This is a genomic window from Acidovorax sp. Leaf191 (assembly GCF_001424425.1).
Classification (GTDB): Bacteria; Pseudomonadota; Gammaproteobacteria; order Burkholderiales; family Burkholderiaceae_C; genus Acidovorax.
Genome location: NZ_LMPT01000002.1, coordinates 127,560 through 145,005 on the forward strand (window position 1 = coordinate 127,560; position 17,446 = coordinate 145,005).

Below are 17,446 nucleotides of genomic sequence, written 5' to 3' on the forward strand. Positions count from 1 at the left end.
TGCGGCCTGGACGGCTGCGGCAAGGATGGGCGAAAGCGAGAGGGTGAGCGAGGGAGACGAGGGACAACAACCGGAGCCGCTCAGGCGCCGAACAGCCCGGGCGCCCCCGCGCTGGGCGGCGCCACGCCCAGGTGCCGAAACGCTGCCAGCGTGGCGATGCGCCCGCGCGGCGTGCGCTGCAAAAAGCCCTGCTGGATGAGGTAGGGCTCGATCACGTCCTCGATGGTGCCGGCCTCTTCGCCGATGCTGGCGGCGATGTTGTCCAGCCCCACGGGGCCACCGTCGAAGCGGTGGATCACGGCCTCGAGCAGCTTGCGGTCCATCACGTCGAAGCCCTGCGGGTCCACGTCGAGCATGGCCAGCGCGCGGTCGGCGATCTCCTTGGTGATGCGGCCGTCGCCCTTGACCTCGGCGTAGTCGCGCACGCGGCGCAGCAGCCGGTTGGCGATGCGCGGCGTGCCGCGCGAGCGGCGGGCGATCTCGAAACCCCCGTCTTCGTCCATGGGCGCGCCCAGCAGCCCGGCGCTGCGCTTGACGATGCGCGCCAGCTCTTCGGAGGTGTAGAACTCCAGCCGCGCCACGATGCCGAAGCGGTCGCGCAGCGGGTTGGTCAGCATGCCCGCGCGCGTGGTGGCGCCCACCAGGGTGAAGGGCTGCAGGTCGAGCTTGATGCTGCGCGCCGCCGGCCCTTCGCCGATCATGATGTCGATCTGGTAGTCCTCGAGCGCGGGGTAGAGGATTTCCTCGACCACGGGCGACAGGCGGTGGATCTCGTCGATGAAGAGAACGTCGTTCTTCTCGAGGTTGGTGAGCAGCGCGGCCAGGTCCTTGGGCTTTTCCAGCACGGGCCCGCTGGTCTGGCGCAGGTTCACGCCCAGCTCGGCCGCGATGATGTGGCTCAGCGTGGTCTTGCCCAGCCCCGGGGGGCCGAACAGCAGCACGTGGTCCAGCGCCTCGCCGCGCTTCCTGGCCGCACCGATGAAGATCTCGAGCTGCTCACGCGCCTTGGCCTGCCCCACGTACTCCTGCAGGAGCTTGGGGCGCAGGGCGCGTTCGATGGCTTCTTCCTGCGGGGAGGCAGGGGCTGCGGAGACGACGCGTTTGGCGGGAGCGGGGGCGAAGTCGTCGGTTTGGATGGTCATGCGGACTTCAATGTCGTGGGCGGTGTGAACGAACCCGGTGCACGGCAGGACACTGCTGCGGGACGTCTGCGCGCTGTGCAAGGCGCAAGGTCACAGCGCGCGCGGCCAATGACTCGGCCGCGCGCGCGGGGCGCCGTGTGCAGGAACTGGGGTACACGGCGGATCCGTTCACCCGCCTCAGGGGTTCAACCACTGCTTGATGGCGTTGCGGTAGGCGACGTCGAACCGGCCATAGTGGTCCAGCCCCGCAGGGGCCTGGCAACTGGAGGCACCGCCGTACAGCTGGCCGACCACATAGCGCTTGTCGCCCAGCGTGTGGAACAGTGCGGAGCCGCTGCTTCCGCCTTCGGTCACGCCTTGCTGCCATCCCATGGTCAGGAACGAGCCGCTGTTGATATTGCTCGAGAAACACACCTCATCGGAGCAGTTGCTGTAGCGCAGAAGAATGCCCGAGCTGAATTTCTGCAGATCTCCCTTCGGATGGTGGACCGCGGCCAGGGTGTGGCCCGTGTCCAGCGTACCGAAGTAAGAGCCGGCATAGACCACTCCAGCCGGCGGCGCGTCGTTCAGGCGCATGAAGGCCGTGTCGGTGGCAGCTGCCGAGTGCAGCAGGGTGGCACCGCCCGCACGGCGCTGGGTGCTGGGGGACACGCTGCCGGAGTTGCAAGCCGATGACCGGTAGAACCAGTCCGTCATCAAAGACGATGCCTCTGCCTGGCTGGAGATGCAGTGGTTGGCGCTGAGCAAGTACGGTGTGCGGCTCGAGCGCGCGTCGTTGAGCAGGGTGCCGGTGCACAGGTAGGTCTTCGCGTCGCGCACGAACAGCATGCGCACGACCGACCGGCTCTGGCTTGCGAACTCCGGTTTGCACATCGCATCCACTTCGCAGGTGCCGGACTCGCCCACCTTGGCCAGGCCCTGGGATTGCGCCTCGTCGGGCGACACCACGTAGTGCGACAGGCGGGGGATGGCCAGCTTCACGCTCGTGGTGGCAGCCGCGGCCGGGATCTCGATTTCGACCGTGGTTTCCGCACCGCCGAAGTCCGGGCTCCAGTACGTGTGCGCAGCCTCGTCGGGTGTGCCGGCCTGCAGGTTGCGTTCGATGCTGGCCATGATCTGCTCGCCGGTGGCTTCCATCGCAGCAGCGCCACCCGCTTGCGCGTAAAAGCGCAGCACGGCACCGTCGGGCAAGCCCCGGACGAGCAGGCCCAGCCGAACGCCCTTGGCGCCTTCCGACGTGACACTGAACGCCGCTGCGCGCGTGCCGCGTGCCGTGTCCGTCCAGCGCAGCTTTGCCGACAGGTCAGACGCCTTTGCCAGGGCGGGCACGTCGCGTGCAACGCCGATTTGCGGCTCGGAGGCACCCAGTGCTGCCGATGCCTTGGGCAGTGCACCACTGCCCACCGGGCCCAGGACGACGCTGGCGACGTCTCGTCCCGCAGGCACGGCGCGTGTCACAACAGCCGCAGCGCTTTTGGTCGCAATCTCTCCCGTATCGAAGGGCTCGACCCGGTCAGTGACCGGCGTCGTGGGCGCCGGCGCCGGAGTGGGCGCTGGCGTGGGCGCCGGTGTAGGAGCAGGCGAAGGCGAGGGTGTAGGCGCTGGCGCAGGTGTCGGTGTGGGTTCCGGCGCAGGTACCGGTGCCGGCGTCGGGGTGGCCGCAGCGTCGCCGCCGCCCCCTCCTCCGCAACCCGCCATCACCACCGCGGCAGCAGTTGCCGCCAGCAATTTCGCCAAACGCGCGCTTTTGTTCGTGTCCATCGACGTACCTCACCCTTTAAAAATATGTTTCTGGTTATTTCGCCAGCGCCTTCAGCGCCAGCTTGATCCCGTCACTCACACCCACCTCCGCGGGCAGCGCCTTGAGCGCTGCCGCAGCTTCCTTGTCGTTATAGCCCAAGGCCAGCAAGGCCTGAAGGATATCTGTCTGCGCGTCGCTGGTCGCCCCGCCCGGTGTTGCGCCGATGTCAGCGCCCAGCTTGCCCTTGAGCTCCAGCAGCAGGCGCTCCGCCGTCTTCTTGCCGATGCCCGGCACCTTGACCAGCCGCCCGGCCTCCTGCAGCGAGATGGCCTGGGCCAGGTCGGTCACGCCCATGCCCGACAGGATGGACAGCGCCGTGCGCGGCCCCACGCCCGAGATCTTGATGAGCTCGCGAAAAGCCTGGCGCTCGGGCGCCGTGGCAAAGCCGTAGAGCAGCTGCGCGTCCTCGCGGACGATGAACTGCGTGAGCAGGCTCACGCGCTCGCCCACGGCGGGCAGGTTGTAGAAGGTGCTCATGGGCACATTCACCTCGTAGCCGACGCCGTGGCAGTCCAGCAGCACCTCCGGGGGGTTCTTCTCCAGCAGGGTGCCGGTCAATTTGCCTATCATTGGTGTCCTTTGATGCCGCCGGCCACACAGCCAGCGCCGTCGTTCTTGCCGCTTTTCCGTTGTTTGACTGGAATTATCCGCGTGATCCTGCGACACACATTCACTCCCCACAACAACATGCGGCTCACGCACTTGTGTGGTCCGGCCGACGCCCATCTGCGCACCATCGAGGAATCGCTCGGCGTGAGCATCGCGCACCGCCACGAGCAGTTCAAGGTCGACGGTCCCAAGGCCAAGGCGACGCAGGCCATGGAGCTGCTGCAGGCGCTGTACGAGATGGCCGACCGGCCCGTCACCGAGGACTACCTGCAGCTCATGCTCGCGGGCGACACCGCCCTGGTGGAGGCGCCCGAGGGCGCCATCGTGCTCAACACCCGCCGCGCCGACCTGCGCGGCCGCACCCCCACGCAGAGCCTGTACCTCGAAAACATCGCCAGCCACGACATCACCTTCGGCATCGGCCCGGCCGGCACGGGCAAGACGTACCTGGCCGTGGCGAGCGCCGTGGATGCGCTGGAGCGCAGCGCGGTGCAGCGCATCGTGCTGACCCGCCCCGCGGTGGAGGCCGGCGAGCGCCTGGGTTTTCTGCCGGGCGACCTGGCCCAGAAGGTGGACCCGTACCTGCGCCCCCTGTACGACGCGCTGTACGAGCTGATGGGCTACGACAAGGTGATGAAGGCGTTCGAGCGCAATGCGCTGGAGATTGCGCCGCTCGCTTTCATGCGCGGGCGCACGCTGAACAATGCCTTCGTGATCCTGGACGAGGCGCAGAACACCACGCCTGAGCAGATGAAAATGTTCCTCACCCGCATCGGCTTCGGCGCCAAGGCCGTGGTCACCGGCGACGTGAGCCAGATCGACCTGCCCAAGGGATCGATGAGCGGCCTGATCGACGCCGAGCGCGTGCTCAAGCGCGTCAAGGGCATCTCGGTCACGCGCTTCACCACCGCCGACGTGGTGCGCCACCCGCTGGTCGCGCGCATCGTCGACGCGTACGACGCCCCACGGCGGGCGCCCGCAGCCCGCGCCCGGGACTGATGCTCACTTTTTGATAGCTGCCAGCGCTTTCCGATCAAGCGGTAGCGGCCAAAAATAACAATAAAACATGCCCCTGAACCAACTGTCCCTCTCGCTCCAGTTCGGCCGCTTCGACGAACTGGCCGCCCACCGCGCGGTGCTGCCGCGCCACAAGGTCGCGCGCTGGATCCGCCACGCCCTGGCCACCGATGCCGAGATCACGGTGCGCATCGTGGGCAGCGAAGAAGGCCAGCAGCTCAACCGCGAGTACCGCAAGAAGGACTACGCCACCAACGTGCTCACCTTCGACTACACCCAGGAGCCGGTCGTGACCGCCGACCTGGTCCTGTGCGCCCCCGTGATCGAGCGCGAGGCGAAGGAGCAGAACAAGACCCTGGAAGAGCACTACGCCCACATGCTGGTGCACGGCACGCTGCACGCCCAGGGCTGGGACCACGAAACCAGCGAGGCCGACGCCGACGAGATGGAGTCGTACGAGACGGACATCCTCGCCGAACTGGGGTTCGAAGACCCGTACGCCAAGTAGCCTGGGGACTGCGGGCCCTCCAGCGCCACCAGCGCTCCCGCAGCCACCGCACGGCCTGCGCACCGGCTGCGTTCAACAGGGTCCTTCAGTTGGACTGCGGGGCGGCTGGGCAGCGCCTGCAAATCTCTCCAACCTTTTTCCCACCCAATCTGCGCGGGTGGCGGGCGTTTTCGCACCTAAGATCGACTCAATCATCCAATGACAACACCTAGGGCCCGGCAACGCGCCCCATGGGGGAGACATGCTCGAGACCGCCCTGCTGCTCACCGCCGCGTTCATCGCCGGCGCCCTCAATGCCGTTGCCGGAGGCGGCAGCTTTCTGACCCTGCCTGCGCTGGTGTTCACCGGCGTGCCGCCGGTGGTGGCCAATGCCACGGGCACGGTGGCGCTGCTGCCGGGGTACATCGCGGGTGCCTGGGGCTTTCGCGAAGACACCGCCCCGCCGCCGGGGCTGTCGATGCGGCTGCTGGTGGCGCTGGCGCTCATCGGCGGCGCGGCCGGGGCGGCGCTGCTGCTGGTCACGCCCGATGCAACCTTCAGGCGCGTGGTGCCCTGGCTGCTGCTGGCCGCCACCGCGCTCTTCGCGTTTGGGCCGTGGCTGCGCAGGCGGCTCGCGGGCGGCCACCCGTCCACGGCCAAGGCCACGCTGGGCGTGCTGGCGGTGGCGGCCTACGGTGGGTACTTCAATGGCGGGCTGGGCATCTTGCTGCTGGCGCTGTTCGGCCTCTTGGGGCAGACCCACCTGAACGCCATGAACGGGCTCAAGAACTGGGTCTCGGCCCTGCTCACCGCCATTGCCGTGGCGATCTACGCCGCGGGCGGGGTGGTGCTGTGGCCCCAGGCGCTGATGATGATGGTGGCGGCCACGGCAGGCGGCTACGGCGGCGCGCGGGTGGCGCGGCGCCTGCCCGCGCCCGTGCTGCGCTGGGGCATCGTGGCCACGGGGCTTGTGATGGCGGGGCTGTTCTTCTGGCGGCAGCCGTGAGCCGCGATGCATCGCGATCACCGCGGCCACCCCCGGGGGTGCCCGCACAGCGATGCGGCCTAGGGCGGCGGCGGTGGCGGGGCCGGCTGACTACTTCGCCCGGCCCTGGGGTGGCTTCTTGCGCGTGCTGCCAGTCGCAGCGGTGGCCGAGGGCGCAGCGGGCCCGGCAGGCCCGGCAGGCCCGGCAGGGGCAACGCGCGCCACGCGAACCACGGGTGCCACAGGTACCGGCGGCACCACCGGCGGCGCCGGATACACCTTGGCAAAGGTCAGGATGATTTCGCGCACCAGCTTGCGCTGGGGTGCAGGCAGCTGCAAGAAGGCGTCGAAGGTCTCGCGCTCCAGATAGCCCACGCCGACCTGCCAGCGGTTGCGGTGCTCCTGCACCGCGTGCCGCACGCTGGAGCCGAACCGCAGCACTTCCGGCTCGATCTTGAGCAACTCCGCCAGTACCACCAGCTTGTCCTGCGCCGGGATCGCCTCGCCCTTGAGCCAGCGCGACACCGCCTGGAAGGTCACGGAGCGCCCCCAGTACTTGCCATTGAACAGGCTCAGCAACACCCCTGGCCGCGGCTCCAGGCCCGCAGCCACCATGGCGTCACGCAATCGTTCGGCGAACTCCAACTTGTTGTCCATCCTCCAACCGTAAAGCGGCGGTTGAATTGGCCATCAACTTCTTGTTGCACAATGGATTCAATCATTTGTTGATTGAATCACCCAACAGGCTTGCAGGCATCTGCGGCCGCGTACGCCGTATGCCCAAATCGCTGCTTGAACAACTCCCCGAGATCGTGGCCCAGGGCCGCAAGGAAGCCGAAAGAATTCTGGAGGGCCTGGAAGGCCGCTACCGCGTGAGCCTCCAGACCCGCGAAGTGGTGCTGCCCGCCCGGGCCAGCGCCACCACCGACTGGGTTCAACACCAGGCCCGCCAGGAGCAGCGGGACGGCAGCGACGGCGCGTGGGCCAACCGGTTGGTCTATGGCGACAACCTGTTGGCCATGGCCGCGCTGCTGGCGGGCGATGCCCATACGCCCAGCCTGCGCGGCAAGGTGGACCTGATCTATATCGATCCACCGTTTGACAGCAAGGCCGACTACCGCACCAAGGTGACGCTGCCCGGCCTGGAGCTGGAACAGCGCCCCACCGTCATCGAGCAGTTCGCGTATTCCGACACCTGGAGCGATGGTACGGCTTCCTACCTGGCCATGATCACCCCGCGCCTCATCCTGATGCGGGAGTTACTGGCGGACACAGGCTCCATCTACGTGCACCTGGACTGGCATGTGGGCCACTACGTCAAGCTGGTGATGGACGAGGTCTTCGGCAAGCAGCACTTCGTCAACGAGATCTGCTGGTGGTACAAGCGCTGGTCGGCCGCGGCCAGCACGTTCCAGCGGATGCACGACACGATCTACTTCTACCGCAAATCCGAGAACTACAGATTCAACCAGCTGTTCCAGCCCCTGGCCGCGTCCACCGCCGCCATCCACGGCAACACCCGGCGTGTGAATGTGCCGGACGACAGCGGCAAGCTCGTCACCGTGCGCACCCAAGAGCCCAGCCGGGGCGTGCAGATGCACGACGTGTGGGAGGTGCCCTTCGTCGTGGCGCACTCGCAGGAGCAAGTGGGCTATGCCACGCAAAAACCCATCGAGCTGGTGGCGCGCATCCTCGAAGCCTCGTCCAACCCCGGCGACCTGGTGGCCGACTTCTTTGGCGGCAGCGGCAGCTTTGCGGCCGCCGCCGAGGGGCGGCGCGTGGCCAAGGACGGCAACAAGAGCGTCTACTCCAACGCCGCAGCGCGCCGCTGGATCACCACCGACCTGGGCAAGCCCGCGTGCATGATCATGCGCAAGCGCCTGATCGACCTGGAGGCGCGGCCGTTTCTCTACCAGGCCATCGGCGACTACCAGGTCGAAGCCGCCAAGGCCACGCTGGGCCGCGACTTCCGCATGGGCGACCTGTCGCACATCGTGCTGTCGCTGTACGGCGCCCTGCCCCTGCCGGCCGATGTGAACCCGCAGCGCAACCTGGGGCAGATCGCGGGCTTCGACTTCGGCGGCAAGCGCGGCAGCAAGACGCTGGTGCTGGCCGACTCGCCCAACAAGCTCACCGGCATGGCCACGCTCAAGAAGGCGGTGGCCCAGCGCGACAACCTGCTGGGCGGCTGGGACCGCGTGGTGGTGCTGGGCTGGAATTTCGAGCCCAGCATCGGCGAGACCATCACCGCGCTCAACGACCCGCGCCTGGAGGTGCTGGTGATCCCGCCCGACCTGATGGACCGGCTCAAGAAAAAGGGCGGCATCGACAAGCTGCGCGGGCAGGTGCGCTTCTCCAGCCTGCAGTACCTCACCATCCACCCGGTGCACCGGCAGGCGTCGGCGGGCACGGCGCACCCGGGCGGGGTGGCCGAGGAAACGCTGACCGTGCGGCTCAAGAACTACGTGCTGCTCTCGCCCGAGGCCATCAACCTCGATGACGACAACCGCACCAAGCTTCAACAGGTCGCCAATGCCGAGCCCCTGGCCCTGATCGAGTACTGGGCGGTGGACCCGGACTACGACGGCCAGGTGTTCCGCTCGGTGTGGCAGGACTACCGGGGCAACACCGCGAGCGACGCCGATGCGCTGCGCGTGGTCAGCACCGCCGTCGTGTCCACCCCCGCCAGGCCCGGCCCGCGCAAAGTGTGTGTGCGGGTGGTGGATGTCTTCGGCTTCGAGGCCGAGGTGGTGGCCACGGTGGAGGCCGCATGAGCGCCCACGCCAACGCCCCGCACACCACCGACCCGCTCGCCCTGGCCGCCGGCCTGACCGCCAAGACCCGGCAACTGTGCCAGGGGCTCGAATCCGGCACGGCGGGCATCCTGGACCTGGTCACCCCCACTACGGCCGAGCTGCTGCACTGGTGGTTTGGCGACGACATGCTGCTGGCACGGGGCGCGACGGCCGCGGGCGGCGGCGGGCTCAACTTTCATGCGGGGCAAAAGCAGGCCATCCTGAACGCCATCGTCGCGCACGAAGTGCTGGGGAACCACCGCGACCATGGGCCGCTGCTGCAGCTGTACGAGGCCTGCGCGCCCGCGGCGCTGCAGGGCGGCACGCTCCGGGGCGAGCTGGCGCGCCCGCGCCACGCCCACCCCAAGTACTGCTTCAAGATGGCCACCGGCACCGGCAAGACCTGGGTGATGCAGGCGCTGATGGTGTGGCAGTTGCTGAACAAGACCGCGGCGCTGGCCAGCGGCGCGGACGATGCGCGCTTCACCCGCCAGTTCATGGTGGTGGCGCCCGGACTCATCGTCTACGAACGGCTGCTGGACGCGTTCTGCGGCAAGCCGGTGGCGGGCAGCGCGGCGCGGGACTTCAGCCGCTCGGACATCGCGCTGTACGCCGACCTCTTCGTGCCCGAGGCACACCGCGACGCCGTGCTGGCCTTCGTGCGCGGCAATGTGTGCACCAAGGCAGAGATCGGCCTCAAGACCACGGGCAACGGCCTGATCGCCATCACCAACTGGCACCTGCTGGCCGAAGGAGAAGCGCCGCAAGACATCATGGACGAGCCAACCGCCACCGCTACCGCAACACCGCTGCCCGCCCATGAAGTGGTGGCTGCGGTGCTGCCGCTCACCCCCGGCCGCGCCACCGGCAACAGCCTGGACGTGCTGGACCGCCGCTACGCCCGCGGCAACGTGCTCGAATTCCTGGCGGGCCTGCCGGAGCTGATGGTCTTCAACGACGAAGCGCACCACATCCACGAGCTGCAGCGCGAGGGCGAGACCACCGAGGTGGAGTGGCAAAAAAGCCTGACCCGCATCGCTGCCAGCAAGGGGCGGCGCTTCGTGCAGGTGGACTTCTCGGCCACGCCGTACAACGACGTGGGCAGCGGCAGAACCCGACGCAAGCTGTACTTCCCGCACATCGTGGTGGACTTCGACCTGCACAGCGCCATGCGCGCCGGCCTGGTGAAGTCGCTGGTGCTCGACCGCCGCAAGGAGATAGGCGCGCTGCCGCTGGACTTCAAGGCCGAGCGCGACGAGGCCGGCCGCCCGACCCTGAGCGAAGGCCAGCGGGTGATGCTGCGGGCGGGCCTGCACAAGCTGCGCAAGCTCGAAGCCGACTTTGCCCGCATCGACCCGCACCGCCACCCCAAGATGCTGGTGGTGTGCGAAGACACCGGCGTGTCGCCCCTGGTGGCGGACTTTTTGCGCCAGCACGAGGGCCTCGCCGACGAGGATGTGATGACCATCGACTCCGGCAGAAAGGCCGAGCTGGGCGAGAAGGACTGGGCGCCCGTGCGCGAGCGCCTGTTCAGTGTGGACAGCCACGCCACGCCGCGCGTCATCGTCAGCGTGCTGATGCTGCGCGAGGGGTTTGATGTGAACAACATCTGCGTCATCGTGCCGCTGCGCTCCAGCCAGGCGCAGATCCTGCTCGAGCAGACCATTGGCCGGGGCCTGCGGCTGATGTGGCGGGACGCCGAATACACCGACCTCAAGCGCGAGAACCGCGAGCGCATCAACGCAGGCCAGGAGCCCGGCAGCCTGATCGACGTGCTCTCCATCGTGGAGCACCCGGCCTTCCAGTCGTTCTACGACGACTTGCTGCACGAAGGCCTGGCCGGCACCACCGGCGACGGCACCGATGAGATCTCCAGCACCGGCGACGTGGTGGCGGCAGAACTGCGGGACGGCTTCGAAGCGTTCGACTTCGGCATCCCCTTCATCCTGCAAGAGGCCGACGAGGTGCGCGAGCACCGCAGCCCCGACCTGGCCACGCTGCTGGCCTTCACCGCCATGACGGCCGATCAGCTGACCGCCCTGCTGGGCCGGGGCGACACCTTCATCTCGCAAGACCTGCAAAGCGCCACCCTGTTCGGCGACTACCGCGTGGACGGCGCGGTGATGAACGTGGGCGGCTACAACGAGTACCTGTCGCGCCTGACCCGGCGCATCAGCCAGGCGCTGAGCGACCCCCTGCCCAGGGGCCAGAAGATTGCCACGCACCTGGCCAAGCCGTATTGGCAGGTGCACACGGCCGAACTGACCGGCTGGCTGGACGACTACATCTGGACCACCTTGTTCGGCGGCGCCTTCAACCCGCTGGCGGGCGAGAACTGGCGCGTGCTGCTGCTGCAACCGGTGGTGGACCACATCACCAAGGTGTTTGCCGTGGCCTTGCTGGAGTCCGAGCAGCGGCACGCCGCGGGACACACCGAGGTGCATCTGCGCAGGCTGAGCGAAGCGCCGCGCCTGATGGTGCGCGAGAGCCAGTCCGTGGCGGTCAGCAAGTGCATCTACACCCGGCTGGGCTGGCCCGCCAGGAACGGCGGGCTGGAGCGCACGTTCATCCACTGGGCCCAGGCGGATTCGCAGGTGCTGGCGTTTTGCCGCATCAGCGAAAACCGGCACCCCTTTGCCCGGCTGCGCTACGTGAAGGACGACGGCTTGCCCGCCTTCTACTCGCCCGACTTTCTGGTGCGCACCGCCGATGCGGTGTACCTGGCCGAGACCAAGGCGCAGCAGCAAACCACCCACCCCAACGTGCTGCGCAAACGCACGGCGGCGCTGGCCTGGTGCGAGCGCATCAACGCGCTCACGCCCGCGCAGCGCGGCAGCCCGCCGTGGCACTACGTGCTGCTGGCAGAAGACGCCATGGCCGAGTGGCAGGCCAAGGGCGCGCGCCTGGTGGACCTGCTGGACTTTGCGCGCCTGCGCCCGCAGGCCCATGCCGCACTGCAAGCCAGCCTGCTGTGAAGGCCAAGGCCTGCGGCCCGCCCGCCACGGCGGTGGCAGCGCCAGGCGCTACAGGGCGCTGCGCTGCAGCAAGGGCGACCGCGGCAAGAACCGGAATGCGGTCGACGCCGCCGCCAGCATGCACGCAATGCAGATCATCACCGCCTGGTAGGGCTCGTGCCCCTGGCGCTGCGCCCAGGCGGCCAGCAGCCCGGTCAGCCACTGCATGAGCGCAATGCCCATGAACATCGACATCGTGTACAGCGACAGCGCGCGCCCTGTCATCTCGGCGGGGTAGGACGAGCGCACGTCCGCGTACTGCAGCACGCCGTAGCCCGACAGCAGCCCCATGAGGAAGATCAGCACCAAGTTCGCCGCCGCATGGTGCAAAAACGCCATGAGCAAAAACAGGCTGCCCATGAGCAGCGAAAAATTGGTGATCCACCGCCGCCGCCGCGCAGGCCCCGGGTCCACCCGGCCGAACAGGGCGGGCATGAACAGAGAGATCACCGACAGCACCAGGGCCACATTGCCGCTTTGCACCAGCGAAAACCCATACCGCCCCATCAGCAGCGGCCCCAGCCACAGTCCGCGCAGCGTGAGGAACGCCGCGTAGCAGCACATGCCCAGGATCAGGATGCCCCAGGTGTGCGGCACCTTGAACAGCGCGCCGAACCGCCCCGCCGCCTGCGCCCACGACTCGCGGGGGCGCTCGTCGGCCCGGGGCAATGCAGGCTCGCGCACCCGCAGAAAAATCAACAGCCACGCCAGCAGCGACAGCACCGACAGCACCGCAAAGCCGGTGCGCCAGCCCCAGGTCTGCACCATGAACGCCAGCGGCGTGCCGGTGAAGATGAGCCCCAGCCCTCCCACCCCCATGCCCAGGCCCGAGAAGAAGGCGAACCGCTGCGCCGGAAAGTGGCGTGCGATGAACACCGTGCTGGCCAGAAAGGCCGGCGAGCAGCCCACCCCGATGAGCAGCTGCCCCAGCATCAGCCAGCCGTAGCTCGGCGCAGCGGCTGATACGGCGGCGCCCAATGCGGCCAATGGAAACGCCGTGAGCACCGTGCGGCGCAGGCCGTACAAATCCATGCCGATGCCCATGAGCAACTGCGCCACACCGAACGACAGGCCAAAGAGCCCCGCGAACGCGCCCAGCGAATCCGGCGAGATGCCGAAGTCGGCCTGCAGGCCGGTGGCGATGATGCTCGTCACCGTGCGGTAGGCCTGGCTCAGCGCAAAGGCCGACAGCAGGCACAGGTACATGACCCACAGGGCGCGGCCTGGCGGCGGCAAGGGGGCTGGCGGAGGGGGGGCGGTTTCAGTCACAGGTCGGGCACGGGCCATGGCAGCGGCTGTCGCCATGGCGCAAGAAGGAGGGCAGGCACCCGCCCGAGCCTACAGACTTTGCGCGCGGCCTGCCGTCGCCGTGCGGACATGCCCCGGCCACCGCATCCGATGCGCCGGCGGGCCCATCGGTCACAGGCGGCACGCTTGCTCCAGCGACCCGCCGCACCGAAGCAGGATCACGGTGCCGCGGCGGGCGCTGGTGCGATCCGCAGCGGGATGGTCACCGGCCCGTCGTTGACCAGGTGCACCTGCATGTCGGCCGCGAACTGGCCGGTGGCCACCTGCGGATGCGCGGCGCGGGCCCGGGCCACCACGTAGTCGTACAGGCGGCGCCCCTCGTCGGGGGCCGCGGCCTGGGTGAAGCTGGGCCGGTTGCCGCCGGTGGTGTCGGCCGCCAGCGTGAACTGGCTGACCAGCAGCAGGCCGCCGCCGGTGTCCTGCACGCTCCGGTTCATCTTGCCGGCGTCGTCAGAAAAGATGCGCAGCTTCAAGATCTTGGCCAGCAGTTTGTCGGCCTCGGCCTCGGTATCGCCGCGCTCGGCACACACCAGCACCAGCAGGCCCGCACCGATGGCCCCCACGGTGCACCCTTCCACATCCACCCGCGCTTCGCGCACACGCTGCAAGACACTGATCACGTCACTTCATCCTTGGGGTCGTCAAAATGTGCTTCCACATCGGTGGGCAGCAGCTCGATGGTGGCACGCAGGCCGGGCACGGCGGACATCAGCGCGCGTTCGACCTGGCCCCGCAGTTCCGCGGCGCGGCCCAGGGTCCAGTGGGCAGGCATGTGCAGATGCAGGTCCACGAACTGGCGCTGGCCCGCACGGCGGGTGGAGACATGGTCAAAGCGTACCGCGCCGGGCGGCCGGGCTTGCACGAACTGCTGCAGTGTGGCGTCGATGGTGGCCTGCACCTCAGGCTCCACCGCGGAATCCATGAGCCCCTGGGACGAGCGCCAGACCAGCTCCACGCCCTCCTTGAGGATGTTGAGCGCCACGGCGATCGCCGCCACGGCATCGAGCCACAGCCAGCCCGTGAGGGCCGCGCCAACGATGCCCACCAGCACGCCCGCCGAGGTCCACACGTCGGTGACGAGATGGCGCGCATCGGCTTCGAGCGCGATGGAGCGGTGCTCGCGCGCCGAGCGGAACATCACCCAGGCCAGCAAGCCGTTGAGCGCCGAGCTGATCACCGACAGCCCCAGGCCCCAGCCGATCTGCTCGATGGGCTGCGGGTCCACCAGCCGGTGCCCCGCCGCCCACAGGATGCCGGCCGACACGCCCACGATGAGAATGCCCTCGAACCCGGACGAAAAATACTCGGCCTTGTGGTGGCCGTAGGGGTGGTCGTCATCGGCCGGCCGCGCCGCCACCGTCACCATGGCCAGCGCAAACATGGCACTGGCCAGGTTCACGAACGACTCCATCGCATCGGACAGCAACCCGACCGAGCCCGTGACCACCCAGGCCAGGGTCTTGAGCGCGATGGTGACCACGGCCACAGCCACCGACGCCCAGAGCAGATTGCGGGGCTGGAGCCAGGGGTGCGAGGCGCGGGGGGCGCCGGATGTGGGCGGAGGCGAGGACATGGACTGCGTGCATCAAGGCCCGGAAGGCCGAGCCCGGAATTACACCAGAGCCACCTTAAGCACCGCTTGCGCCCGGGCAGCCACGCCCACCCCATGCCAGAATCGGCCGCATGACCCAGGCATGGCGACGCCACTTCACAGGACTGCATCTCGCCGCGCTGGCGCTGTGGGCGCTGGTGGCCTGCGCAGGCTGCGTGTGGCTGGCATCGGCGCGGCTGCAGCAGTTGCATGCGGCGTTCGAGACCGATGCGCGCATCGTGCACCGCCTGCTGAGCCAGCGCGTGGTGCAGCACGATGCGGTGATGTCCACCCTGGCCCTGCTGCAGCCCCCGCCCGCGCAGGGTTCCACCGCAGCATCGGGCATGGGCGGCGACGCCACCGCGCCAGCCGCCACCCTGCCCCGCCTGCCATCGGTGTACCCGCAGATCCTGTCGGTGCTGCAGCGGCCCGCCGGCGGCGCCTGGCCTGCAGCGCTGCAGGCCCCGCTGGCAGCGGCAGAGGCCGCGTCGCGCCGCTCGGGCCACCCCGAGATGGCGCTGCCCGACCTGCCCGCAGGCCGCTTCTACCTGGTGCTGGCCAGCACCCCGGCCAGCCATGCGCTGCAGATCGACCTGCGCGCCACCGTGCCTCAGGACGAATGGCCGATGGACCTGGCCACCAGCCCCGTGCGCGTCACGCTGGAGCACGGCGGCGCGGCCTTCGTCGTGCAGCCGGGGCGGCTGGCCGGCGGCCTGGGCTGGTCGTACGAATTCCACAAACTCTTGGCCGCGGCCAGCCAGCCGCTGGATGTAGTGGCGCGGCGCCAGGTGGGGATGGCAGAGCTGCCCTGGCTGGCCATGCTGGGCTGGTGCGTGTTGACGGCGGCGCTGTGGGCCGGTGGCGTGGCCTGGTGGCGCCAGCGCGTGGCGCGCCAGCGGGCCGAAGAACTGCTGCGCCTGGGCCAGGTGGCACGGCTCAACACCCTGGGCGAGCTGGCCGCCGGTATGGCGCATGAACTGAACCAGCCGCTCACCGCGCTGCTGTCCAGCACGCAGGCCGCCCAGCGCCTGCTGGCCGATGAAACACCCGACCTTGCCACCGCCCAGACGGCCATGGCCCGCGCGGTGGAGCAGGCGCGCCGCGCCACCGCCGTGGTGGGCCGCCTGCGCCGCCTGGTCGAGCGCCCCGACCTGGCCGGCCAGGCCCAGCCGCTGGCGCCCGCGGCCGCCGTGCAGGATGTGCTGCACCTGCTGGAGCCCGAGATGGCGCAGCGCGGCGTGGCCCCCACGGTGGCCGTCGCCCCCGACCTGCCCGCCGTGCTGGCCGAGCCCGTGGCCCTGCAGCAGATCGTGCACAACCTGCTGATGAACGCGCTGCAGGCGCTGGACCAGGTGCCGCCCACCGAGCGCCAGCTGGCGCTGCGCCTGTGGATGCCGGACGCCGCGCACGTGGCGCTGTCGGTGCGCGACCACGGCCCCGGCGTGCCACCCGAGGCGCGCGCGCACCTGTTCGAGCCGTTCTACACCACGCGCACCGGCGGCCTGGGCTTGGGCCTCACGCTGTGCGAGAGCCTGGCGCAGGCCATGGGCGCAAGCCTGGTGCTGGCGCCCCAGCCGTCGTCTGCCAGCGAGCGGGGCGCGGAGTTTGTGCTGACCTTGCCTGCGGCGCCCGGCACGGCCCCGCTGCCGCCCGCGCAGACGCCCCACGCCAGCGCGCCGTAGCCCAGCCCCCCTGGCCCTCGCCACATCCACCGCCAACGTTATCGCCATGACCACCGACAACGCCACCTCGCTGTCCCCCCTGATCCACCTGGTGGACGACGACGCCGCCGTGCGCGAGGGCCTCTCGCTGCTCATCAGCACCGTGGGCCTGCGCGTGCAGGCCTGGGCCGAGCCGCAGGCTTTCATGGCGGGGTTCGACCGCGCCAGCATCGGCGCCATCGTGCTCGACGTGCGCATGCCCGGCATCAGCGGGCTCACGGTGCTGGAGCAGTTGCTGGCGCAGGGTGTGGACCAGCCCATGATCTTGCTGACGGGCCACGGCACGGTGGAGATGTGCCGCCGCGCCTTCAAGGCCGGTGCGGCGGAGTTTCTGGAAAAACCCGTGGACGACGAGGTGCTGATCGAGGCCCTGCAGAACGCGGTGCGCCAGCATGTGCGCTCGCGCGAGCGCCACCAGGCCGACCAGCAGGCGCGCGAGCGGTTTGCCCAGCTGTCGGCGCGGGAGCGTGAGGTGCTGGGTCTTATCGTGGAAGGGCTGACCAACAAGGAGATCGGCAAGGCGCTGGCGCTGTCGCCGCGCACGGTGGAGACGCACCGGGCCAATCTGTTTGGCAAGTTGGGGGCGGAGTCGCTGGCGCAGTTGATACGGCGGTATGCGGCGCTGGTGGAGTGAGGCGTTCTCGGGTGGCTGCTCACGGCGTAGGACCCGCGACCGCCATCCGTTCGGGTTGAGTCTTTCGCGACCGGGTCAGATTGAATCCCACCCGTTCAGGTTGAGCTTGTCGAAACCTGGGCGCATCGGTCCATGGCCGTTCGGGTTGAGCTTGTCGAAACCTGGGCACATCGATCCACATCCGTTCGGGTTGAGCCTGTCGAAACCTGGGCGCATCGACCCATGGCCGTTCGGGTTGAGCTTGTCGAAACCGGGGTGCGCTCGCAGGCTCGCTGGTTTGTACCGCGTGCCTGGTTCAAGGGCGGAGGCCGGGAGTCGCCCGGCGTGCGAGTAACTTTCTTT

The 17,446-nt window shown here is 69.0% G+C and carries 15 protein-coding genes; 7 read left to right on the top strand and 8 right to left on the bottom strand.

Going from position 1 to position 17,446, the window contains the following annotated elements:
* Nucleotides 1-80 precede the first annotated feature (80 nt).
* The 3 genes from ruvB to ruvA form a co-directional block, all read right to left on the bottom strand.
* Nucleotides 81-1,142: a Holliday junction branch migration DNA helicase RuvB gene (gene ruvB, locus ASG27_RS04470; RefSeq protein WP_056414140.1), complete on the bottom strand. Its 1,062-nt coding sequence runs from the start codon at nt 1,140-1,142 to the stop codon at nt 81-83.
* A 177-nt stretch (nt 1,143-1,319) separates the two neighbouring features.
* Complete coding sequence (locus ASG27_RS04475; RefSeq protein WP_082485800.1) at nt 1,320-2,588, bottom strand: trypsin-like serine peptidase; 1,269 nt, start codon at nt 2,586-2,588, stop codon at nt 1,320-1,322.
* Between the two features lie 349 nt (nt 2,589-2,937).
* Entirely contained in the window at nt 2,938-3,513 is a 576-nt protein-coding gene (gene ruvA, locus ASG27_RS04480) for a Holliday junction branch migration protein RuvA (RefSeq protein WP_056414146.1), read from the bottom strand.
* 81 nt (nt 3,514-3,594) lie between these two features.
* Between ruvA and ASG27_RS04485 the strand changes: the two genes are divergently transcribed.
* The 3 genes from ASG27_RS04485 to ASG27_RS04495 all read left to right on the top strand — a co-directional run bounded on the left by ASG27_RS04485 (nt 3,595) and on the right by ASG27_RS04495 (nt 6,062).
* Nucleotides 3,595-4,551 carry a PhoH family protein gene (locus ASG27_RS04485; RefSeq protein ID WP_056414149.1) on the top strand — a complete coding sequence of 319 codons (957 nt, stop codon included), beginning with the start codon at nt 3,595-3,597 and terminating at the stop codon, nt 4,549-4,551.
* Nucleotides 4,552-4,618: 67 nt separating this feature from the next.
* The gene (gene ybeY, locus ASG27_RS04490) at nt 4,619-5,077 is read left to right on the top strand and encodes an rRNA maturation RNase YbeY (RefSeq protein WP_056164422.1); all 459 of its coding nucleotides are present in this window, start codon (nt 4,619-4,621) and stop codon (nt 5,075-5,077) included.
* A gap of 241 nt (nt 5,078-5,318) precedes the next feature.
* Nucleotides 5,319-6,062, top strand: a complete 744-nt coding sequence (locus ASG27_RS04495) for a sulfite exporter TauE/SafE family protein (RefSeq protein WP_056414152.1) — start codon at nt 5,319-5,321, stop codon at nt 6,060-6,062.
* Between the two features lie 90 nt (nt 6,063-6,152).
* On the opposite strand, the gene ASG27_RS04500 is transcribed toward ASG27_RS04495, so the two are convergent.
* Nucleotides 6,153-6,698 (bottom strand): transcriptional regulator, encoded by a 546-nt coding sequence (locus tag ASG27_RS04500; RefSeq protein ID WP_235503965.1) that lies wholly within the window; start codon nt 6,696-6,698, stop codon nt 6,153-6,155.
* Nucleotides 6,699-6,817: 119 nt separating this feature from the next.
* Here ASG27_RS04500 and ASG27_RS04505 point away from each other — a divergent pair, with 119 nt between their 5' ends.
* Both ASG27_RS04505 and ASG27_RS04510 read left to right on the top strand, forming a co-directional pair.
* Entirely contained in the window at nt 6,818-8,815 is a 1,998-nt protein-coding gene (locus tag ASG27_RS04505) for a DNA methyltransferase (RefSeq protein ID WP_056414155.1), read from the top strand.
* Nucleotides 8,812-11,811, top strand: coding sequence for a DEAD/DEAH box helicase family protein (locus ASG27_RS04510; protein WP_056414158.1), 3,000 nt, complete (start codon nt 8,812-8,814; stop codon nt 11,809-11,811). Before ASG27_RS04505 ends, ASG27_RS04510 begins: the two co-directional genes overlap by 4 nt.
* A gap of 48 nt (nt 11,812-11,859) precedes the next feature.
* Here ASG27_RS04510 and ASG27_RS04515 read toward each other — a convergent pair whose 3' ends face one another.
* From ASG27_RS04515 to ASG27_RS04525, 3 genes are all read right to left on the bottom strand, one after another.
* Nucleotides 11,860-13,137: an MFS transporter gene (locus ASG27_RS04515; protein WP_056414161.1), complete on the bottom strand. Its 1,278-nt coding sequence runs from the start codon at nt 13,135-13,137 to the stop codon at nt 11,860-11,862.
* A 179-nt stretch (nt 13,138-13,316) separates the two neighbouring features.
* Entirely contained in the window at nt 13,317-13,778 is a 462-nt protein-coding gene (gene dtd / locus ASG27_RS04520) for a D-aminoacyl-tRNA deacylase (protein WP_056414163.1), read from the bottom strand.
* Nucleotides 13,775-14,731: a cation diffusion facilitator family transporter gene (locus ASG27_RS04525; protein ID WP_056414165.1), complete on the bottom strand. Its 957-nt coding sequence runs from the start codon at nt 14,729-14,731 to the stop codon at nt 13,775-13,777. Before ASG27_RS04525 ends, dtd begins: the two co-directional genes overlap by 4 nt.
* Before the next feature lie 110 nt (nt 14,732-14,841).
* Between ASG27_RS04525 and ASG27_RS04530 the strand changes: the two genes are divergently transcribed.
* Both ASG27_RS04530 and ASG27_RS04535 read left to right on the top strand, forming a co-directional pair.
* Nucleotides 14,842-16,431: a sensor histidine kinase gene (locus ASG27_RS04530; RefSeq protein ID WP_056414168.1), complete on the top strand. Its 1,590-nt coding sequence runs from the start codon at nt 14,842-14,844 to the stop codon at nt 16,429-16,431.
* 46 nt (nt 16,432-16,477) lie between these two features.
* Nucleotides 16,478-17,104, top strand: a complete 627-nt coding sequence (locus ASG27_RS04535; protein ID WP_056414171.1) for a response regulator transcription factor — start codon at nt 16,478-16,480, stop codon at nt 17,102-17,104.
* Nucleotides 17,105-17,179: 75 nt separating this feature from the next.
* On the opposite strand, the gene ASG27_RS27450 is transcribed toward ASG27_RS04535, so the two are convergent.
* The coding region (locus ASG27_RS27450; RefSeq protein WP_235503966.1) for a hypothetical protein at nt 17,180-17,446 on the bottom strand (267 nt) is incomplete at its 5' end.

Bases quoted from the DNA above. Each gene is read 5' to 3' on its own strand.
- ruvB (WP_056414140.1), bottom strand. From the start codon at position 1,142: ATGACCATCCAAACCGACGACTTCGCCCCCGCTCCCGCCAAACGCGTC.
- ruvA (WP_056414146.1), bottom strand. From the start codon at position 3,513: ATGATAGGCAAATTGACCGGCACCCTGCTGGAGAAGAACCCCCCGGAG.
- ybeY (WP_056164422.1), top strand. From the start codon at position 4,619: ATGCCCCTGAACCAACTGTCCCTCTCGCTCCAGTTCGGCCGCTTCGAC.
- ASG27_RS04495 (WP_056414152.1), top strand. From the start codon at position 5,319: ATGCTCGAGACCGCCCTGCTGCTCACCGCCGCGTTCATCGCCGGCGCC.
- ASG27_RS04500 (WP_235503965.1), bottom strand. From the start codon at position 6,698: ATGGACAACAAGTTGGAGTTCGCCGAACGATTGCGTGACGCCATGGTG.
- ASG27_RS04505 (WP_056414155.1), top strand. From the start codon at position 6,818: ATGCCCAAATCGCTGCTTGAACAACTCCCCGAGATCGTGGCCCAGGGC.
- ASG27_RS04510 (WP_056414158.1), top strand. From the start codon at position 8,812: ATGAGCGCCCACGCCAACGCCCCGCACACCACCGACCCGCTCGCCCTG.
- ASG27_RS04515 (WP_056414161.1), bottom strand. From the start codon at position 13,137: ATGGCCCGTGCCCGACCTGTGACTGAAACCGCCCCCCCTCCGCCAGCC.
- ASG27_RS04525 (WP_056414165.1), bottom strand. From the start codon at position 14,731: ATGTCCTCGCCTCCGCCCACATCCGGCGCCCCCCGCGCCTCGCACCCC.
- ASG27_RS04530 (WP_056414168.1), top strand. From the start codon at position 14,842: ATGACCCAGGCATGGCGACGCCACTTCACAGGACTGCATCTCGCCGCG.
- ASG27_RS04535 (WP_056414171.1), top strand. From the start codon at position 16,478: ATGACCACCGACAACGCCACCTCGCTGTCCCCCCTGATCCACCTGGTG.